The organism is Chondromyces apiculatus DSM 436, from assembly GCF_000601485.1.
Classification (GTDB): Bacteria; Myxococcota_A; Polyangia; order Polyangiales; family Polyangiaceae; genus Chondromyces; species Chondromyces apiculatus.
Window position 1 is genome coordinate 303,991 of sequence record NZ_ASRX01000002.1, and the last position, 18,728, is coordinate 322,718.

The 18,728-nt window shown below is 69.9% G+C and carries 16 protein-coding genes and 1 pseudogene; 9 read left to right on the forward strand and 8 right to left on the reverse strand.

The features are described from left to right. Positions 1 to 50: 50 nt before the first annotated feature. The 6 genes from CAP_RS01540 to CAP_RS01565 all read left to right on the forward strand — a co-directional run bounded on the left by CAP_RS01540 (position 51) and on the right by CAP_RS01565 (position 9,244). Positions 51 to 1,421: an MBL fold metallo-hydrolase gene (locus CAP_RS01540; protein WP_081864442.1), complete on the forward strand. Its 1,371-nt coding sequence runs from the start codon at positions 51 to 53 to the stop codon at positions 1,419 to 1,421. Between the two features lie 208 nt (positions 1,422 to 1,629). Next, the gene (locus CAP_RS01545) at positions 1,630 to 3,249 is read left to right on the forward strand and encodes a hypothetical protein (RefSeq protein WP_044235120.1); all 1,620 of its coding nucleotides are present in this window, start codon (positions 1,630 to 1,632) and stop codon (positions 3,247 to 3,249) included. A gap of 82 nt (positions 3,250 to 3,331) precedes the next feature. Beyond that, on the forward strand, positions 3,332 to 5,728 hold the full coding sequence (locus tag CAP_RS01550; RefSeq protein WP_044235122.1) for a DUF2169 family type VI secretion system accessory protein: 2,397 nt from the start codon (positions 3,332 to 3,334) through the stop codon (positions 5,726 to 5,728). Further along, positions 5,725 to 7,530: a pentapeptide repeat-containing protein gene (locus CAP_RS01555; RefSeq protein WP_044235124.1), complete on the forward strand. Its 1,806-nt coding sequence runs from the start codon at positions 5,725 to 5,727 to the stop codon at positions 7,528 to 7,530. Before CAP_RS01550 ends, CAP_RS01555 begins: the two co-directional genes overlap by 4 nt. Positions 7,531 to 7,547: 17 nt before the next feature. Further along, positions 7,548 to 8,096, forward strand: coding sequence for a DUF3540 domain-containing protein (locus CAP_RS01560; RefSeq protein WP_044235126.1), 549 nt, complete (start codon positions 7,548 to 7,550; stop codon positions 8,094 to 8,096). Positions 8,097 to 8,107: 11 nt separating this feature from the next. Then, the gene (locus CAP_RS01565) at positions 8,108 to 9,244 is read left to right on the forward strand and encodes a S41 family peptidase (protein WP_081864443.1); all 1,137 of its coding nucleotides are present in this window, start codon (positions 8,108 to 8,110) and stop codon (positions 9,242 to 9,244) included. Here CAP_RS01565 and CAP_RS01570 read toward each other — a convergent pair. The 4 genes from CAP_RS01570 to CAP_RS51820 form a co-directional block, all read right to left on the reverse strand. Further along, positions 9,239 to 9,907, reverse strand: coding sequence for a COMM domain-containing protein (locus tag CAP_RS01570; protein WP_044235131.1), 669 nt, complete (start codon positions 9,905 to 9,907; stop codon positions 9,239 to 9,241). The genes CAP_RS01565 and CAP_RS01570 overlap by 6 nt on opposite strands. Before the next feature lie 19 nt (positions 9,908 to 9,926). Next, positions 9,927 to 11,378, reverse strand: a complete 1,452-nt coding sequence (locus CAP_RS01575) for a type VI secretion system Vgr family protein (protein ID WP_044235133.1) — start codon at positions 11,376 to 11,378, stop codon at positions 9,927 to 9,929. A gap of 74 nt (positions 11,379 to 11,452) precedes the next feature. After that, positions 11,453 to 13,324 carry a DUF2169 family type VI secretion system accessory protein gene (locus CAP_RS43480; protein ID WP_197040944.1) on the reverse strand — a complete coding sequence of 624 codons (1,872 nt, stop codon included), beginning with the start codon at positions 13,322 to 13,324 and terminating at the stop codon, positions 11,453 to 11,455. 168 nt (positions 13,325 to 13,492) lie between these two features. Then, positions 13,493 to 13,687: a hypothetical protein gene (locus CAP_RS51820; protein WP_197040945.1), complete on the reverse strand. Its 195-nt coding sequence runs from the start codon at positions 13,685 to 13,687 to the stop codon at positions 13,493 to 13,495. 84 nt (positions 13,688 to 13,771) lie between these two features. Between CAP_RS51820 and CAP_RS01585 the strand changes: the two genes are divergently transcribed. Then, positions 13,772 to 14,437, forward strand: a complete 666-nt coding sequence (locus CAP_RS01585) for a hypothetical protein (RefSeq protein WP_197040946.1) — start codon at positions 13,772 to 13,774, stop codon at positions 14,435 to 14,437. A gap of 176 nt (positions 14,438 to 14,613) precedes the next feature. Here CAP_RS01585 and CAP_RS01590 read toward each other — a convergent pair whose 3' ends face one another. Both CAP_RS01590 and CAP_RS01595 read right to left on the reverse strand, forming a co-directional pair. Next, complete coding sequence (locus CAP_RS01590; protein ID WP_052373941.1) at positions 14,614 to 15,012, reverse strand: hypothetical protein; 399 nt, start codon at positions 15,010 to 15,012, stop codon at positions 14,614 to 14,616. Between the two features lie 220 nt (positions 15,013 to 15,232). Then, entirely contained in the window at positions 15,233 to 15,781 is a 549-nt protein-coding gene (locus tag CAP_RS01595; RefSeq protein ID WP_044235136.1) for a dihydrofolate reductase family protein, read from the reverse strand. A gap of 184 nt (positions 15,782 to 15,965) precedes the next feature. Between CAP_RS01595 and CAP_RS56025 the strand changes: the two are divergent. After that, positions 15,966 to 16,199 (forward strand): annotated as a pseudogene (locus tag CAP_RS56025) (IS1 family transposase); the annotation flags it as partial. A gap of 333 nt (positions 16,200 to 16,532) precedes the next feature. On the opposite strand, the gene CAP_RS01605 reads toward CAP_RS56025, so the two are convergent. Then, a complete protein-coding gene (locus tag CAP_RS01605) occupies positions 16,533 to 16,742 on the reverse strand; it encodes a hypothetical protein (protein WP_044235140.1) in 210 nt (69 codons plus the stop codon). Positions 16,743 to 16,825: 83 nt separating this feature from the next. On the opposite strand from CAP_RS01605, the gene CAP_RS01610 reads away from it, so the two are divergent. Beyond that, positions 16,826 to 17,551 carry a putative DNA-mimic protein gene (locus CAP_RS01610; protein ID WP_044235142.1) on the forward strand — a complete coding sequence of 242 codons (726 nt, stop codon included), beginning with the start codon at positions 16,826 to 16,828 and terminating at the stop codon, positions 17,549 to 17,551. A 13-nt stretch (positions 17,552 to 17,564) separates the two neighbouring features. Here the strand turns inward: CAP_RS01610 and CAP_RS01615 are convergent, their stop codons facing one another. After that, complete coding sequence (locus CAP_RS01615) at positions 17,565 to 18,626, reverse strand: glycoside hydrolase family protein (RefSeq protein WP_044235144.1); 1,062 nt, start codon at positions 18,624 to 18,626, stop codon at positions 17,565 to 17,567. Positions 18,627 to 18,728: the final 102 nt, after the last annotated feature.

Consider the following 18,728-nt stretch of genomic DNA (forward strand, 5'->3'; position numbering starts at 1 on the left):
CGGATTCGCCGCGGCGCGCTCCAGCTCGCGTGTGGGAGGGAAAGGGTTCCATGGATCAGCAACCGAGAGAGCGTGAGGACGAGGAGGACTGGGGGAAGCTCTTCGTCACGCGCGCGTGCTGTGGCGCCGCCACGTGCAGGAACTTCGCGCCCGAGCTTCTGGGCGAGGTGGCACCGGCGCACTGGGACGCGATGGACGGAGACGTCAAGAAGCACCGCCTCAACGTGCTGCCAGGCACCTACGAGGAGGGCGCGTTCACGGGTGTCCTGCGTCAGCCCCGCAGCAAGGAGGACCTCGAAGCGGCGCGCACGGCGGTCGCAGCTTGCCCCTTCCACGCCCTGCGCCTCACCGCCCCGAAGGACCGCAAGCGCATGGGTGGCATGGGCTCTCCCTGGCGCGCGTGGCCGCGGCGCATCGACGGCGACGTCTGGGCCCTCGGCCACCCCTCACAGAACAACATCGGCGCCACCGCCTACTTCATCGAGCACCCTTCCGGCGGCGTCCTCGTCGACCTCCCCAAGCCGAGCGAAGAGATCTTCCGCTTCCTCGCCGAGCATGGCGGCGTCCGCTGGATCTTCCTCACCCACCGGGACCACACCGAGCACCACGCCGAGTTCGCGGCCCGCTTCCCGGGCAGCCGCCGCATCCTCGGCGCCGCCGACGTGAACCTCACCGGGAACGAGTACCGCGCGGCCACCGGTGACGTGGAGATCAAGCTCGGCGACAGCCCCGACCCGCTCACGCTGGAGGGCGCGCCCATCCCCCTGCAAGCCCTCCCCGATGCGGAGTTCGCGGTGATCCCCCAGCCTGGCCACACCCCGGGCTCGCTCTGCCTGCTCCACCGGGGCCGCTTCCTCTTCACCGGCGATCACCTCGCCTACTCACGCCGCCTCGGCCACATGCTGGCCCACCGGCTCCAGTGCTGGGAGGACTGGGGTCGCCAGACCCGCTCCGTGCGCCGCCTCGTCGCCCTGGCGGAGTCGGGTCACCTCCGCTTCTCGTGGGTCCTGCCTGGCCACGGCGAGTGGCAGCGCCTCCAGGGCGATGGCAGCGCCCTCGCCACCGCCGCGCAGCTCCGCCGCACCCTCTTCTGGATGGAGCGGCAAGCCTCTGGTCACGTCGACCTCCGCCGCTACATCTTCTTCACGCAGCTCCGCATGAAGCCCCGCAGCAAGCTGGCCCGCGCTGTCCGCGCCCTCGGCGGGGAGGGCCCCGGCAGCGACAACTGGCTCCTGTCGCGCGCCACCCGCCCTTACCTCCCGGATCACGACCCGAGCAAGGAGCGCACGGCCCTCCTCCGCGCCTCCTTGATGACCGCCACCGCGCTCGGCGCCTCGATCGGCATCGCCTGGCTCGCCACCCGCGCCCTCTCCTCCGCCTTCTCCGCCGCCTCCTCCGCCGCCCTCAAGCCGAGCACCTGAGTCACGCGGCAGGGCGTCGCGCCCCTGTCCATGTGCCCGGCGCGCCCTCGCACCTCGGTGCGACACACCCTGATCGCGGCGATCGGCCGACCGGGTTCCTCGTGGACGTCAATCCCTGGCACCTGATAGCGTCGCAGTTTGCGACGGGTGCGACGGGTGCGACGCACGCGACGCACGCGACGCACGCGACGCACGCGAGGAGGACGGTATGAGCGGCGGCGGTAACGACGACGTAAAGGTGCAGGGTAAGTACCTCCTCCTCGAAGTCCCCGATTTCGATCCCAACGACCCCGAAGACAATCGCACGAGCTATATCCGGCTCGGCAAGACCAACACCAATTGGCAGAACGAGGGAGGCGCCACCCTCGCCCTCATGAGCTACCTGGCAGGGGCTGCCGGTCGCGAGGGCCTGGAGGCGCTCAGCGCGAAGCACCCGAATGGCCAGTCCTTCGACGTCGTCGAGCTCTTCGAGTCGAAGAGCGGCACGGACGAAGCCGTGAAAGCCATTGCGGAGGCCATCGACGGCCCCATTGAAGAGGTCAATCTCCCGTTCATCGACGACAATCGTCGCCGCGGCACGGGGAACGTGAGCCCGGTAGGGCCTCCGGGCCATGGGCTGGATCCCGCAGGGCGGGCGGCGGTCAGCGCCGACCTCCACGCCCGGTGCGGCTGGCGTGACCATTGCGACGGCAATCGCATCACCACCACGTACGGCGACAAGGTCGAGGTGGTCTGGGGCAATTACAAGATGATTGTCATGGGGCGCCAGTGGGACCCCGGACAGGCCATGGGCTGGGAAGCCTCGGGCAACAACGTGCAGGACTACGCGGGCGCCACCATGCCGGGCGCCTCGGTCACGGTCGAGTGGATCGCCACGGCCTACAACCCGGCGGCGAGCGACGTGTTCAAGCCCGGCGAGGAGTTCCCGGGGGGGGCGTGGCTCCTCCAGAACTCGACGGAGAACGTCTGGCAGTACAGCCGCAACGCCGGCAATTTCAAGGAAGAGAACTGGGGCGACCTCTGGGAGACCTACGTCGGCTCGGAGAACCCGACGCGCATCAGCACGAAGCTCACGGACGGCACCGAGGGGCACCCGACGGAGCACACCACGCCCAAGCTTCCCCCGGGCGCGAACTGGAAGAAGGAGACCAACGTGCCCATGCCGGTGGTCCCGGGCGTGGGCCTGCCCCGCGGCAACCCGCACATCATCGAGAAGACCTGGGCCATCAAGATGGAGGCGTACACCGGCTCGAAGAAGTGGCGCATCCCCGAGATGCACGAGGAGACGTGGGCGGAGACGACCAGCGAGGTCGTCGACGTCTCGGGGGACACCTCCTCGGAGACCACGGTGGGCGGCACCATCAAGGAGCGGACGTCGGCCGAGGCCATGGATTCGCACACCAACGTCTCCGGGGGCGTCGCCGAGATGACCAACATCGGCGGCGCCATCAGCACGCTGACCAACGTCGGCGGCGCCATGGCCGAGGTGACCAACGTCGGCGCCACCATGGTCTCGGCGACCCACGCCGGCACCATCTTCGAGGAGACGGTGACCGCTGCGCACGTGGAGTTCCATGGCGCGCTCGCGCACGCCAGCATCGAGATCGGCGCCGTGTTCGACCTGTTCCTCGGCGCCAAGCTGGAGATCGACATCTCGGCCGCCTACGAGGTGACCATCGGCCCGCACAAGAAGTACCTGACGGCCGAGGAGAAGACGGCGCTCGCGAGCCTGAAGCGGACGGCGACGAAGCACGAGCAGTCGCTCATGTCCACGGAGCGGGCTCTCAACAAGTCGCTCTGGGCGCTCCAGGTCCTCATCGGCGTCTGAAGCGGCCGATGACGACCCGCGCGCTTCGCACCTCCACCTCGCAGATGCGTCTCCGCCCCGGGGACGCACGGCAGGGCCCCGCATGCTGACGAAGAACCTGACTCCCTTCCTGTTCGGCGTGAAGGTCACCTCCCGCAAGCCCCCGCAGCGCGAGATGACCATGGTCGTCCGGGGGACCTTCACCCTCGCCCACGGCGCGCCCATGCAGGCCGTGGAGGGGCTCGACCAGGGCTTCCTCACCGGAGACGTCTTCCGCGACGACGACGACGAGCGGCTCGGAGAGTGCCTCTATCCGAACGACTTCGCCGACTACAAGCTCAACGCCGAGGTGCTCCTCCTCGGCACGTGTCACGCCCCTGGCCAGCGGCAGGTCGTGGAGTGCCCGGTGCGCTTCGCCGTGGGGTCGTGGTCCAAGATCCTGCGCGTCGTCGGCCCGCGTGTGTGGTCCGACAACCTCTCGGGCGCGGTGATGTCGGAGCCCTTGCCCTTCACCCGCATGCCCCTCGACCACGCCCATGCGTACGGGGGCCCCACCTTCGCGTGGAACCCCTCGGGCAAGGGGCACGACGGCCGCGAGCTTCCGAACGTCGAGCACCCCGCGCAGCCCATCCGCAGCCGGAACGACCGCCCCGAGCCGGCGGGGTTCGGGCCCCTGAACCCGCTCTGGCCGCAGCGCGCCAGCAAGATGGGCAAGGAGTACGGCAAGTCGTACCAGGAGAAGCGTGCGCCCTTCTACGCCGAGGACTTCGACTGGACCTACTTCAGCGCGGCGCCCCTCGATCAGCAGCTCAAGGGCTACCTCCGCGGCGACGAGGAACTCTCCGTGCACAACGTGCACCCCCACGCGCCGGTGATCGTCGCGCGCTTGCCGGGCCTGCGCGTGCGCGCCTTCGTCAACGACGTCGTCGGCGCGTTCCGCGAGGTCGCCCTGAGCCTCGACACCCTGACCGTCGACGCCGACAAGGGCGTCGTCTACCTGACCTGGCGCGGCCTCGACAAGGTACGGGAGGACGACCTCACGGACGTCAAGACGGTGCTCATCGCCTCCGAGCCGCTCGCCGACCACCCGTTGCCCGAGGCGCACTACCGGCAGATCCTCGACGCCTTCGAGAAGGACCCCACCGGCCTCCTCGCCAGCATGCCGCCGGATTTCATCGCGGCAGCCGCGGGCGCAGGCCAGGCGGGCCAGGCTCCGCCGCCAGGCGTCGATCCGCTCACCGCCACCATCGAGCAGAAGTTCGGCAAGACCCTCACCGCCGAGCAATCTCCGCTCGGCCAGGCCGCCGACGTCCTGAAGAGGCCGGAGGTCGCTTCCCGGCTCGACATGAAGGCGGCGCTCGCCAAGGCGGCGAACGACGACGCGAACCGCGCCCCGGCCTTCCTCTCCCTCAAGCCCGGCTCCCTGGGGAACCTCGGGCTCCGCGACACCATGCGCGGCGTCATGGCCAAGGTGGCAGAACTCAAGAAAGCCGCCGCCGCGTCGAACCGTGAGGTCAAGAACATCGCCGAGCTGGAGGCGCTCCCCCACGATCCGCGCCTGAAGCAGCTCGACCCGAGCTACACCCCGCCAGGACCGATCTCCACCGACGAGCCAGGCCCCTACCGGAACCTCTCCGAGCAGGACCTCTCCGGTCGTGATCTGAGCGGGCTCGACCTGCGCGGCGCCACCATGGAGGGCACGAACCTCACCGGCGCCAAGCTGCGCGGGACCAAGCTCACGGGCGCCATCCTGAGGAACGCCGTCCTCTACAAGGCCGACCTCACCGACGCCTATCTCACCGACGCCGACCTCACCCTCGCCAACTGCGGCGCGGTGCACGCCATCGGCGCGAGCTTCCGGGGAGCCACCCTCGAACAGGCGTTCTTTCAGGGGGCGAACCTGACGTTCGCCACCCTGACCGAGGTGAAGGGCGAGTACGTGGCCTTCGGGGGCGCCGACCTCACCGAGGTCAAGGCGCACCGCGCCCGCCTGGACCACTCGGATTTCTCCGAGGCCTCCCTCCAGCAGGCGGACTTCTCGTCGGCCTCCCTCGCGCTCTGCCTCTTCACCGCCTGCCGCGCCGCGCGGGTCAACCTCTCGGGAGCGCTGCTCAACGGGGCGAACTTCGCTGGCGCCGACCTCCGGGGCGGCCGGTTCAACCAGGCGCGCGGCGACCGGAGCTTCTGGACCAAGGCCCTCCTCGACGGCGCCGATTTCGGCCACGCGGTCCTCCTCGCCGCCCACTTCACCGAGTGCTCCGCGGTCTCTGCCCGCTTCTACGGCGCGAACCTCAGGGAGTGCCGCTTCTACCGCGCCACCCTGGAGCGCGCCGAGATCGTCCGCGCCAACCTCTTCTCCGCCGACCTGTGCAAGGCGAAGCTCGACGGCGCGCGGTTCACCGGATCGAGCCTCTACGACGCGAAGTTCCTCCAGGCGAGTGGCGCCGGGTGCGACTTCACCGACGCCAACCTCAAGCGCTCGACGCTGGAGCGGTCATGACGGCCGAAGACGACTTCATCGCCCAGATCCGCGCGGACCGTTCCATGGAGGGGGCCAGGCTTCACGGCATGGACCTGCGCGGCCGCGACCTCAGCGGCGCGAAGCTCGCGGGCGCGCGGCTCGCCCAGGTCGACCTCACCGGCGCGCGCCTGCGCGGCTGCGATCTCCGGGGCGCCCAGCTCATGGCCTGTTCGCTCAAGGGCGCGGACCTGGAAGGCTGCGACCTCACCGACGCGGCCATGCTCGGGGTCGACCTCACCGGCGTCGAGCTGCGCCGGGCCAGGATCGCCGGCACCAAGCTGATCGGCGTCACCCTTCCGGGCGTCGACCTCGCCGGCATGGATCTCCGCGGCACCGTGCTGGTCCGCGCACGCCTCGGCGGCGCGAAGCTCACCGGGGCCGACCTCACCGGGGCCCGCCTCGACCAGGCCCAGCTCGACGCCGCGAACCTCGACGGCGCGAAGCTCTCCGGGGTCAGCCTGGTCCGCGCCGATCTCACCGGGGCCAGCCTGCGCGGCGCGTCCATCTCGGAGGCTGCCTTCATCGAGGCGAAGCTCCTGCGCGCCGACCTCCGCGACGCCACCATCGACGCCGCGGCCTTCGTCAAGGCCGACCTCCGGGGCGCCCACCTCCCGAGGCGCCTCACGAAGACCACCTTCGCGGACGCCATCTTCTCCAGCCGGGACCTCCCCCCGGACGATCCACGCCGCGCCGACGCGCCGCCCGACGCGCCTGCCGCGCCTGACGCGCCTGCCGCGCCTGCCGCGCCCGACGCGCCCGACGCGCCCGGCGTCCACGCCCTCGACTTCGAGGGCTGCGACCTCAGCTTCTCCTCGCTCAGCGGCGTCAACCTCCGGGGCGCCAACCTCCGCCGCGCCAGGCTGGAGCTCTCCGACCTCTCCGACTGCGACCTCACCGGCGCCGATTTCACCGGCGCCGACCTCCGGCGTTGCGCCTTCTCCAGGGCCACCTTGCGTGGCGTCGACCTGAGCGGGCACGACCTGGAGATGGCCCTGTTCGAGGAGGCCGACCTCACCGACGCCCGCTTCGTCGGCGCCAAGCTGGTGCTCACCTCCCTCCGTGCCGCCACCCTCGCTGGCGTCGACTTCAGCCGCGCCTTCCTTCATGGCACCGAGGTCAGGCAGGCCTCCCTCGACACCGTGCGGCTCGACAAGACCGTCTTCCGCAGCGTCGACTTCGGCGGCGTCGACCTCACCCGCATCTCCCTCAAGGGGCTCTCCCTGAACCGCTGCTCCTTCCTCGAAGCGAACCTGGGCGGCATGGACCTGTCGGGCTGCGACTTCACCGACTCCGACTTCACCCGCGCCGATCTCCGCAAGACCGACTTCCACGACGCCACCTTGAAGCGCGCGAACTTCAGGGAAGCCCGCCTCGACGTCGCGAACCTCGCGGGCGCCAGCGCCAAGGGCGCCTTCTTCGGCGAGGCCGACCTCCGCGGCGCCAGGCTCCAGAGAGCCTCCCTCCGCTACGCCACCTTCAGCAAGGCCAACCTCTCCTTCGCGAACTTCACCGGCAGCGATCTCCGCGAGACCATGATGGTCGAGGTCCGCGCCGAGAACACCCTCTTCACCGGCGCCCGCCTCCACTACGCCGACTTCTCCCACGCCGACCTCACCCGCGCCGACTTCACCGCTGCCGACCTCCACCGCGCGAACCTCCACAACGTGCGCGACAGCGGCACCCTCTGGCCCGCCGCGGGCGTCGCCACCGCCAGGGGCACCGACGTCGATCGCCTCGAAGCCGAGGCCTGGCAACCTCCCCCGCTTCCCCGAAACGCCTGAGCACGAGGACCGCACCCATGTCGAACATCGCCGTACTGCGAACCGAGCGCGTCGAGAAACGCTGGGAGTACCTGGGCCCAGCCGACGTCGTCGCGGCGCACCCCCACGCGCTCGACATCCGCATGCCGAGCGGCGTCGAGGCGCGCGCCCGCCTCGCCCTCGCCTTCCCCTACGAAGCCGTGCCCGGCGACGTCGTGCTCGCCATCGGCAACCCCGACGGCTGCTACGTGATCGGCGTCCTCAGCGGCCAGGGCCGCACCGTCCTCGAACTGCACGGCGACGTCGACCTCCGCGCTGTGAGCGGCTCGCTGAACCTCTCTGCCGACAAGGGGGTGCGCATTGCCGCCCCCGAGGTCGAGCTGCACACCGGCAAGCTGCGCCTCGTTGCCGACACGGTCATGCAGAAGTTCACCTCCCTCCGCCAGCGCGTCACCGACCTCCTCAGCGTCCACGCCGGCCAGTCCCACTCTGTCGTCGACGGCGCGTCCTTCTCGCAGTCGAAGAGCGCCACCCTGCAGACGCAGGAGAAGGTCCTCATCAACGGCAAAGAGATCCACCTCGGCTAGGAGCGAAGACCATGCTTCCTGCAGCGAACCGCGGCGCCGGGATGAACCTCGGGTTTCCCGACGTGTGCAACACCATCGTCGGCCCCGCGACCGTCCCCATCCCTTACCCCAACATCGCCATGAACGCGCAGGCGGCCCCCTTCTCCCCTGTGGTCAAGGTGTCCATGGTCAACGCCCTCAACATGGGCTCCAAGATCCCCATGACCTCGGGCGACGAGGCGGGCACCGCGCACCCCACCGTCAAGGGCATGGGCGCCTACACCATGGGCAACCCCATCGTGCACATCGACCGGCTCCCGGCCATCAACCTCACCTGCCCGACCACCGGCAACAACATGAACAACCCGGTCGGCGCGGTCCTCGTCCCGAGCGCGGTCAACGTGCTCTACACCTACCGGACAGCGCCCGCGGGAGCCTCCGTGGACCCGCGCGCAGACGACGCGTCGTCGGCAAGCGTGCCCGGCGTGTCCGGCGTGCCGACCGTCGGCTCCGGCGTCGACCTCGGCGCTGACGCTCTCGCCGCGCTCGAAGCCTCGCTGTTCGCCGTCCCTCCCCTGCGCCCCGGCGTGCTCCTCGGCTCCGGCGTCGCCCACCTCTGCGTCGACCGCTTCACGGCCGATCTGCCGACCCTCGTCTTCAACGAGGTCTGCCGGCTCGAAGCCGCCGGCATGCGCGCCCTCGTCCTCGACCTCCGCGACAACCCTGGCGGCGACCTCGACGCGGCCGCGCGCCTCGCCGGCGACTTCCTCCCCGAAGGCACCTTGCTCGTCCACGTCCGCGACGCGGATGGCGACGAGACGATCCTCCGGGCCCGCCCTGGCGCCCCCTACCTGTTCCCCGTGGTGCTCCTCGTGAACCGCGACACCGCGTCTGCTGCCGAGATCTTCGCCGGGTGCCTCAAGGCCCACACCCGCGTCCTCGTCGTCGGCGAGAGCACCCACGGCAAGAGCTGCGCCCAGCGTCTGCTCCCGTCCCTCGCCGGGCCTGGCGCCGTCTACGCCACCGTCGCCACCGTCCTCCTCCCGGGCGGCGAGGAGATCCAGGACGATGGCCTCACGCCCGATCTGGTGATCTCCCGCGAAGACCCCCGCGCCGATGCCCAGCTCGACGCCGCGCATGACTGCGCCGTCGCGCTGCTCGCCTCATGACGACCCGAGCCGCTCGCACACCCGCTTGAGGCTCTGCACCGCCTCGGGCGTGAGCTGCAGCGAGATCCGGTCCCTCCGCTCCCCCTCGCGGTAGCCCAGCGTCAACCACACCACGGGGATCTGGATCTTGTCCCCCCGGCTCGACGACGACACCATGTCCGTCCGCCACTCGATGCTCTCCACGAGCTTGCCGTGATCGGCGAGCGTCGCCGCCAGCACCTCGCCGCGCACCACCTTCTTCGCCGCCTCGAACCCCGCCAGGAGCAGCCCGGACAGTTCCTCCGCCCCGGCCGCCCCGGCCGCCCCGGCCGAGAGCCGCGCCACGTCGTCGGCGAAGGCCCCCCGCGACAGGTCCCGCAGGCTCGCCTCCCGCAGGAGGAACCGGCACGCCCGGATCGCGTTCCCGAGGTCCGCGTCCGGCACCCCGAACGCCTCGCAGAAGCGGGTCAGGTGCGCCTCCATCTCCGGCGGCAGCGGGTCCCTCAAGCAGGGCCCCAGCGCCTCCCAGAAGTGCTCCTTCGCCCTCGCCGGCAGCTCCAGCACCACCCGGAGGTCGGCCATGATCTGGGGCGGTGCCATCTCCCCGCCGAGCGCGTGCAGCCGCACCCCGGGGGCTCTCTTCGACGTCGAATCGCGCGTCGGATCGCGTGTCGGATCGCTCATGCGCTCTTTCGGTGGCTCCTCAGCAGTCCTTCATCTCGAAGATGATCCCCGAGGCCGTCTTGATCCGGTTCAGGAGTGCGTTGCGATCCACCACGGGCGACTGCGTGACCGGGTTCGGCACGGACCCCACGATGAGCGGCCGGTCCGGGTCCCCGTCGATGAAGATCAGCAGCACCTCGATGCCGGGCTTGAGCGGGAAGTGCATCCCGTAGTTCGGCCCCGCGTGCGGCTGCGCCATGCGCACCGGCCGCGACGCCTTGCGCTGGCCTGGCGGCGCGGTGTCGAAGAGGAACCGCACCAGGTAGCGCCCCTGCTGGTCGATCTCCGCGAACTCCTCCTGCGTCGAGCCCAGGTTCTGCTCGATGATCCCCGTGGTCACCCCGTGGATGCGCGGCCTCGGCGTCACCCGCGGCGGCCGGTAGGTGAGCCCCGCGTCGATGGCGCGGAACGAGTTCGTGTAAGGCTTGCCCTCCTTCCCCCCGTGGATGGCCACGGCCTGCGTCACGTGGTGCTCCACCTCCACGAGCAGGAGCGGCGCCACCCCGTCGCCGATGCGCGGGTGCTCCTCCAGCGTGATGCGCCCCCCCGCGGCGAAGTGACACAGCTCGCTCTGGCCGCGGTACACGACGTGGGTCGCCTCCAGCTCCTCGGCCCGGATCTGCGCCAGCGCCTTCCCCTCGTCGGGCGTCTTGAAGTGCGCCCCCTGCTCCACCACGCCTCCCGCGAGCCCCGAGGGCGTCTCTGCGCTCGACGTCAGGTCGGTCTGCGGCGTGCGGTAATTGTAGTCCTGCAGGATGTACGACTTCGGGACGAGGCGCGTCTTCGCCTCCACGTGGAACACGCCCCGGTCCTCGCCCCGCCGCCGGAACTGCGCCTTCTCGGGCGACGCCGGGTGGAAGCCGCCCCGGTGATCGGTGAACACGATCTTGTCGCGCCCGTCCACGTGCTCGAAGAAGAAGCTTACCCCGCAGTGCTCCGTCAGCCGCGAGATGAACGTGAGGTCCGTCTCCTTGTACTGCACCACGAACTCGAGCGGCGGGTACTCCGCGGCGAGGCGCATCTCCACGTCCTCGCTCCCGAGCCCCACGAGCTCCAGCTTCTGCCGGAGGATGCCCGGGAGGTTGAGATCCATGTAGATCTCCTGCGTCTCCACCAGCGTCATCCGGTGCACGCGCGGCACGAACACCACCTGGAACGAGCGCGTCTCCACCTCGGTGGACAGGAGATCGTCGATCTCCGCGATCATCCCGTGCACGCGGCGCAGCTCTTCCCCCTCCGACTCGAAGACCAGCGTGGCCTCCGCGCCCTCCATGTCCGCCGCCGTGAGGGCGTCGGGGTTCAGGCAGACGATGCCCAGATCGAACCGGAACGGCCGGGAGATGGCCTCACGCCCGGAGAGCGTGTGGATCTCCACCTCGTCGCAGGAGAACTGCTCGGACTCGAGGCGTACCCGCACTGCTTCTCTCGCCATGAATGGAGAGGACACCAAACGGACCCCTCAGCGTCAAGGCTGCCCCGGCGCGCCGCCATCGCCGCGCGCCGGGATCACTTTTTCTTGGGCGAGAAGAATCCGTAGAGCGACTTGCTCACCGCGGGCTTCACCGGCGCCTTCGGGGCGCTCTTCGGCGGCGGCGCCTCCTCGGCCTTGGGCTCTGACGGCGGCGTCGCCCAGGACCACGTGGGCTTCGCTGGAGGCGCGGCCGCAGCTTCCGGCGCCGGAGCGGCGGTGAGCTTCTCGGCGGGCTTCGGAGGCGCCGCGGGCATGGGAGGCACCGCAGGCGTCGGAGGTATCGCGGCCTTCGGAGAGCGCGTGGACGCAGGCGGCTCCGTGATCACCACCGACGGTAGCGCCGGGGTCGGCGGCGGCGGCGAGAACTTCTCGGACGGCGGCGGCGGCGCCTCCTGGGTGTCGAGGTCCAGGTCCATCACCGCGATCCCCAGCCCGAACTGCACTGCCCGGGTGTGCTCCGTGCCCCCCGGCATCGGCGCTGGCAGGGGCGCCTGCGGGGCCGATCCCTGCGACCATGGCGCGCCCGGGAGCGGCAGCGGGGCTGCGCTCGACGACGCGCCTGACGACGCTCCCGAGGCCGGCGTCGACGGACGCGCCCCGAGCCCGAACGGCATCACCGCCTGCTTCGGCGGCAGCGACGCATCTCCCCCTTCGAGCGATACGGTCCCCTCGAAGGGGTTCTCGGGCACCCTGCTGATCGCCACCGCGCCCCCACCCGCTCCGCTCGCTGACAGGTGCGGCATGGCCCGCGGCGGCGCCGGCGCGTCCTCCCGGCGCAGCGTCACCTCGTCGGAGGTGCTCAGATCCTCGTCGCCCAGCGTCATGGCGAGCGCCCCGGTCTCCTGGTTCCACGCGGCTCCCTGCGCTGCCTGCGCTGCCTGCGCTGCCTGCGCCGCGCCCCCTGGCTCCCGGCGCGCGGGCGGCGCCTCTGGCCAGGCGAGCTTCTGCGCCTCCGTCTCCACGCCGGCCACGATCCGGATCGTGTCGAGTGCGTGCTCGTCCTCCAGCGGCACCACGCCGCGCAGCACCACCGAGCACCGCCCCGCGTCTCCGTCGATGCGGAGGATGTCTGGCCGGAGCGCCATCACCTGCGCCGCGTCGGGCGCGTTCGGCGCCATCCCGTAGACGCTCGCCACCCCCCGCACCGTGGGCAGGCGCGACATCATCCGCGGGTGCCCCGGGCTCAGCCCTTCCAGCAGCACCCACTCGTTCCCCACCAGCGCATCCACCCGCTGATCCGGGGGCGCCGCCTGGAAGTAGCTCCAGTCGATCTCCGCCGGCAGCTCCGGTATCGCTTGATCCAGCACGTTCGCGGGCAGCTTCCCGAGCAGCGTCTTGCGCTGGATCAGCGCCCGCGAGAGCGGCCCGAACCCGGCCACCGTCCCCGCGTCCGCAGGGTGGATCAGGTTCGGCGGCGCGGACCCCGGCTTCACCCCGGTCCCGAAGGGGTTCTGCGCGAAGCCGATCCCCCCGAGTGCCTTCTCGTACACGATCGGCATCGTCTCGAAGGGCGTCAGCTCCTGCCCCTTCCGGTCCCCGTACACGTACAGCGACTTCTCGAACAGCGGGCGCCCGTGGTGCAGCCCGAGCTTCACGGTCAGCATCGTCACCGGCCGCCCTTGCGGCGCGTGCGCATGCCCCGTGAACACCACGTCCACCCGCGGCAGGTACGGCACCAGATCGCTCGTCGCCCGGATGCTCCGCGTCGGGTTGTCGCGGTGGTGCAGCTCCCCCCGGAACACGTCCTCCGGCGGCAGCATCGTCATCGCGCCCCCCGGCACCAGCGCGAACGTGACCTTGACCGCCACGGTCAGGTGCAGCTTGCCCCCCAGCCGCCAGACGCTCGTTCCTCCCGAGACAGGTCCAGCGAGCGTGAGGGGAAGGAACGGCGGGTCCTTGAGAGCCATGTTGCGGGCCATCCTAGCCGAACGCGCCGCAGCTTCGATCCTCACCCGCACGGCCTCGCGTCCCCGTCCCCGCACCAGGCTGCAGCGCACGTGCAGCCCTCGCGCACCGTCACCGCACCTTCACACCCCAGGAGCTGTCCGCCTTTTCCTTACCGTCAGGCGCGTGCGTCACCTCGGTCCGTCATGACCGGCGGAGAGGTCGTTCGCCTCGACATCGCGCGCCGACACATGCTCGCGCCGCGCCGCGCTGCACGGCGCATCCGCAGACGGTATCGTCAACGTCGCACCCTCGCCGATGGAGCCCACGAACCCATGAAACGCGTCCTCGACCACATTGAGCACCAGAAGCAAGCGCTTGCCCATTCCTCCTTCCTCGCATTCATCGAGAACGGGGCGATCGACCCGCGCGCCCGCTTCGCCTTCGTGCCTTGCCTGGCACCTTTCGCGATGGCGTTCATGGACCTCAACAAGTACGTCCTCAGGGACGACGTCTCGTCGGACCCCGTGCAGCAGATGATCAACCTGCACAGCCGCGAGGAGGACGAGCACTGGCGGATGTACGTGCAGGATCTCCGCACCCTGAGCCTCGACGCGCCCATGGATCTGGCCAGCGTGCTGAGGATGCTGTGGGGCCAGCAGTGTCAGCGGACGCGGATGCTCGCCTACGAGCTGACCGCCCTGCTCACGCGCCACCCGGACCCCCGCATGCGCTTCCTCATCGTCGAGGCCGTGGAGGGCACCGCCGACGTCGCCTTCGACGCCTTCTGCAAGGCAGCCGCCGAGTTCGAGGTGCAGGCGGGCAAGAGGCTGCATTATTTCGGCAAGACGCACGACACCATGGAAGCGAACCACACCATCACCAGCGCCGCCGTCGAGGCCATGATGTCCGAGCACACCCTGTCCGAGGACGACCTGACGACGGCCACGGCGGCGGTGGATCAGGTGTACACGCTCTTCCAGGGCATGTTCGACGAGCTGCTCGCGTACGCGTTGTGGGCGACCTCCGTCGGCACCTGCCCTGCCTCGTCCCGCTCTCCGCGCGCGCTCGCCATCTCGCCCGCGCTCGCCATGTCGCCCGTGCCGGAGCGCGTGGCGTCCAGCTCGTTGACGTGAACGGCGATGGCGACGCCTGCGCTTGTGAATGAGGACCTGTGTCAAGGCTTCGGGTCTGGCTCCTCGTCTTCCAGACCCGACCACGGCGCCGACAGATCCAGCTCGATGGCAACCGACGCTGGCAGCGAAGAGGCCCTCGGGGAGCACTTCCACGTCCGGCCCTTGCGCGTTGCCGCTCAGCTCTCGTCGCCGACGTAGATGCACATCCCGGCGCAGTCGGCGCTGGTCTCGGGGTCGCAGTCGTCGCGCGGGTCGTCCCGGCACTCGTGATCCTCCGGGCAACCGAACCCCGCGAAGCCGCCACATTGCTCGCCGATGCAGACGCCGCCGCAGTCCGCATCCGTGCGGGGATCACAGTCGTCGTCCGGATCATCGACGCACGTCTCGGTGCCCTGGCAGGGCTTGCCGGTGATGCCTCCACAGGCCTCCAGCGCGCCCTTGGCCTCGACGGTGGCCTCGGCCTCGACGGCGCTCTCCTCGGCATCGCCCGCATCCAGCGTCTCGGCGCTACACCCGACACCGAGCGCGGAGCCACCGAGGATCAGCCCGACCAGCATGAACGTTCTCTTGAGCATCGGATCACCCTCCATCGGGTAGTGGTCAAAATTGACCAACCGCGGAGTGAGGTGGTCATGCGGCTCTGCCGCATTCCCTCTGCCCAACGCAAAGTTAAGCCGCATGCCTTGCGCGGCCCATTGAAACAAGACTTTCATTCTGAAAATCGGGCCGCGCAAGGCTTGTCGGCTTGAATGACGGGTCAGGACTTTGGCGCGTCAAACGCGTGGTCAGGCTTGGCTACCTTTTCGGCTCATACCGCATCACCACGGCCCCCGAGCGGAACTCCATCCGACTCACGAGCTTCAAGTCGACGTACTTCGATAGCCCCGCGAACAACGTCGGCCCATGGCCCGCGATCCGGGGCTGCACGACGAATTCGTACTCATCGATCAATCCCAGTTCCGCCAGCGCCATCGGGAGCATTACGCCACCCGTCAAGAGTCCGTTGCCCGACTGCTGCTTGAGCTGCTGAACGGCCTTTCCCAGGTCCCCGCGCACGAGCTCCGCGTTCCAATCGACCCCGTCCAAGGCACTCGACACGACGTACTTCTTTTTCGCGTCAATCGTCCTGGCGAAGGGCTCCATCCAATCCGGCCTCGTTCCCGCAGGCACCGGTGACCGCCACCCTGCCTCCATCATGCCGTAAGTCACCCGGCCAAAGAGGAGGGCATCGGCCTGCTCGATGTTCGCGGTTGCGTGACGGTGTATCTCTTCGTTCGGGTCGATTGCAAGATGGTCGCAGCACCCGTCCAATGTGATGTTGATGGAATATCGAAGAGCTTGCATTACGTGCTCCTGTACCGGTGTAGCGCATGGTCGGGTGCGTCAGAATCCTAATGAAAGCGTCCCGTCCCCGACTGGTCCTCGGGAGCGGGGCTGCGGAACGCTGGATGGTGGCCCGTCACAACGCCCCTCGCAACGCGCACTTTGGGCCCGCCGCCGGAGGAAGGCAAGGGTCCCTGCGGCTCACGTGCTCCCGCTGGAGAAGCGCGTGGAGGTGGTCGCCCATCTGGTCGAGGGCGCGAGCATCCGCGCGACATCGAGGCTGACGGGCGTCAGCAAGCCGGCCATCCTGTCGCTGCTCCTTCGCATGGGCGAGGGCTGCTCACGCCTCCACGATCGTCTCGTACGCGACATCGACGTGCGCGACATGCAGGCCGACGAGATCGGGTCGTACGTGCAGAAGAAGCAGGCGCGGGTCACGCGCATCCCGAGGATGGGCACGCCGGATGTGTCGCGCATCTCGACGTCGCACATCGAAAGGAGCGAGGGTGTCGTCGACTACGGGCGAGGGTGTCGTCGGCTATGGGTGCAGGTGTTGTCGATGAGGGGTGAGGGTGTCATCGGCTACGGGTGCGGGTGTTATCGACCAGGGGCGAGGGTGTTGTCGACTATGGGTGAGGGTGTCGTCGGCTACGGATGCAGGTGTTATCGACCAGGGGCGAGGGTGTTATCGACCAGGGGCGAGGGTGTCATCGACTAGGGTGAGGGTGTCGTCGGCTACGGGTGCGGGTGTTATCGACCAGGGGCGAGGGTGTCATCGACCAGGGGCGAGGGTGTCATCGACGATGAAAATAGTGTCGACGTCGATGAAAATAGTGTCGACATCTACGGGGTCTGGGGTCGTCGCCTCTGAAAAAAGGTGCGACTTCAAGAGGGCAAGAGCTGCCAGACGGGGCTGGACAGTGAGGTAGTTCACCAGGATGACGAACAGGGCGGTGGGACCCATCACGTCGCGACCCGTCACGTCACGCCCCTCCGCCAGGGGTGAGGCCGCGGCGCGACGGCCGAGACCAGCGATGCTGGCGGCGGCGGGGCTATCCTGCCCAGGTGGCCTTCGATGCGCATGTCGGCGTGCTGCTCCGCGACCCTGAGCTGGAGCACACCCCCGTGTTCCTGGAGCACCATGAGGAACTACTCGCGCGCGTGAACGAGGAGCTGGCACGGCGCGGGATGCCTCTTCACCGGGAGCCCAGGGCCGTCGCGGAGATCCAGCCTCCGCTCTCCAGCCCGGCGCGCGCGGTGGACCTCGGGCAGCGGCTGGGGTTCTACGGCGATGACAAGTACGAGCGCCTCGGCCTGCTGGCGCAGCACGTCGCGGTGCTCGGCGTCGTCCCGCCGGTGGAGCGTCTCCAGGACCAGGTGGGGCTTTCGGAGCGCTACGACGCGATACCCGATCGGGCGCTGGCGTTCGATCACCTCCTCGCCATGCTGCGGCTGTACACCGTCCTCTTGCCGCGTCGCCTGCCGGGCGTGATCGCGGTCGAGCACCGGCCTGGAGAGCCAGAGGTGCACGCGCTCGCCTCGGCGCCGCGCCTCCGTGAAGAGGCCGTGCTGCTCGCGAACGTGCTGCGCTACTTCGGCGAGAAGAGCCGCGACTACAACTGGATGCTCGGGGTGCCCGGGGGCGATCCCGCCTGGGGAGGACTCGGGGCGCGCGTCGAGGACGACGAGGGTGTGATCCAGGCGTGGGCCAGCGAGGCAGACCTGTGCTGGCGGCTGATGCGGGTGGCGGCTGATGCGATGCGGATCGGCGGCGTCGCGGTGACCTGCTGAGCGGAGGGTCGGCTCAGGGGGCGCAGTCGGCGACGGCCTTGCCGATGTGGGCGCGGAGGAAGGTGGCGTCGTCGCGGGAGGCGATGCCGAAGTAGAACAGTTCGAGTTTGTCGCCGCGCACGAGGGCGCTCGGGCCGCCCACGAAGAAGCCTTCGCCTGCGGCCTCGTCGGGGACGAGGAGGGGCTCGGGGTCGCGGATCCAGGTGAGGCCGTCGTCGCTGAAGGCGTGGCCGATGGAGCCGGGGGTGTAGAAGGGGCACGAGCCCTCCTGCTTGCACTGTGCGTTCTGGGCCGCCGAGAGGCCCTGGTAGAAGAGGTGATAGCCGCCGCCCGGGTCGGCGATGACGTGGGTGTGGCTGACCAGGACCTCGTCCCAGGCGCCGACGGGGCCGGCGTCGAAGACCGGCCCGGGCGCGCGGACCCAGGGGGCTTCGCCCTGGCGGGAGGCGTGGCCGATGCTCATGGTGAAGTCCGCGGTCGGGACGTGGACGGCGGCGTACCAGAGGTGCTGGGTGCCGGTGTCGGGGTCGACGAGGAAGCTCGGTTCGAGGACGCCGCCAATCTTCGCGGTGCAGCCGGGAGGATCGGTGCACACCGGCTGCTCCCAGGGGCTCTCGGGCACGAAGACCGGCGCCTCCTCGCGCTCCCAGTGGAGGCCGTCGTCGGCGCCGCGGGCGAAGCCGATGGCGTGCGCGCCGTCCGGGTAGTCGCCCGTGTAGAACAGGGACCAGGAGCCCCCGGCGTCGCGCGCGAGCGAGACGGTCTCGACGCCCTCGGCGTCCCAGGCGCCAGGGGCGAGCACCAGCTCGGCGCGGTGCCCCGGCCGCGCGCTGCGCAGGTGGCGGTCGTCCCAGGTGAGGCCGTCAGGGCTCTCGGCGTAGCCGGTGCCCATGCGCCGGTCGGTCGCGTCGAACACGGTGCCCTCGCTCCAGTCCACGGTGGTGAGCCACATGCGGTAGCGGCCGTCCTCGAAGACGACGAAGGGGTCGGCGACGATGTCGTCAGGGTGCAGGTTGGTGCCGTTCGCGGTGGTGGCCGTGCCGGTACGCCGCAGCTCGCGTCGCACCAGCGGCAAGGTGGCGGGGGGAGAGAAGGGGGGGAGTGCTGCATCGGCGGGTGAGGAGGAGCTGCAGCGCGTTCCTGAAACTTTTGCTCCTCGCAGCACGCCGCCGGATGC

Coding starts and splice junctions, on each gene's coding strand:
- CAP_RS01540 (WP_081864442.1), top strand. CDS start 51: ATGGATCAGCAACCGAGAGAGCGTGAGGACGAGGAGGACTGGGGGAAG.
- CAP_RS01545 (WP_044235120.1), top strand. CDS start 1,630: ATGAGCGGCGGCGGTAACGACGACGTAAAGGTGCAGGGTAAGTACCTC.
- CAP_RS01550 (WP_044235122.1), top strand. CDS start 3,332: ATGCTGACGAAGAACCTGACTCCCTTCCTGTTCGGCGTGAAGGTCACC.
- CAP_RS01555 (WP_044235124.1), top strand. CDS start 5,725: ATGACGGCCGAAGACGACTTCATCGCCCAGATCCGCGCGGACCGTTCC.
- CAP_RS01560 (WP_044235126.1), top strand. CDS start 7,548: ATGTCGAACATCGCCGTACTGCGAACCGAGCGCGTCGAGAAACGCTGG.
- CAP_RS01565 (WP_081864443.1), top strand. CDS start 8,108: ATGCTTCCTGCAGCGAACCGCGGCGCCGGGATGAACCTCGGGTTTCCC.
- CAP_RS01570 (WP_044235131.1), bottom strand. CDS start 9,907: ATGAGCGATCCGACACGCGATCCGACGCGCGATTCGACGTCGAAGAGA.
- CAP_RS01575 (WP_044235133.1), bottom strand. CDS start 11,378: ATGGCGAGAGAAGCAGTGCGGGTACGCCTCGAGTCCGAGCAGTTCTCC.
- CAP_RS43480 (WP_197040944.1), bottom strand. CDS start 13,324: ATGGCTCTCAAGGACCCGCCGTTCCTTCCCCTCACGCTCGCTGGACCT.
- CAP_RS51820 (WP_197040945.1), bottom strand. CDS start 13,687: ATGGGCAAGCGCTTGCTTCTGGTGCTCAATGTGGTCGAGGACGCGTTT.
- CAP_RS01585 (WP_197040946.1), top strand. CDS start 13,772: ATGGCGTTCATGGACCTCAACAAGTACGTCCTCAGGGACGACGTCTCG.
- CAP_RS01590 (WP_052373941.1), bottom strand. CDS start 15,012: ATGCTCAAGAGAACGTTCATGCTGGTCGGGCTGATCCTCGGTGGCTCC.
- CAP_RS01595 (WP_044235136.1), bottom strand. CDS start 15,781: ATGCAAGCTCTTCGATATTCCATCAACATCACATTGGACGGGTGCTGC.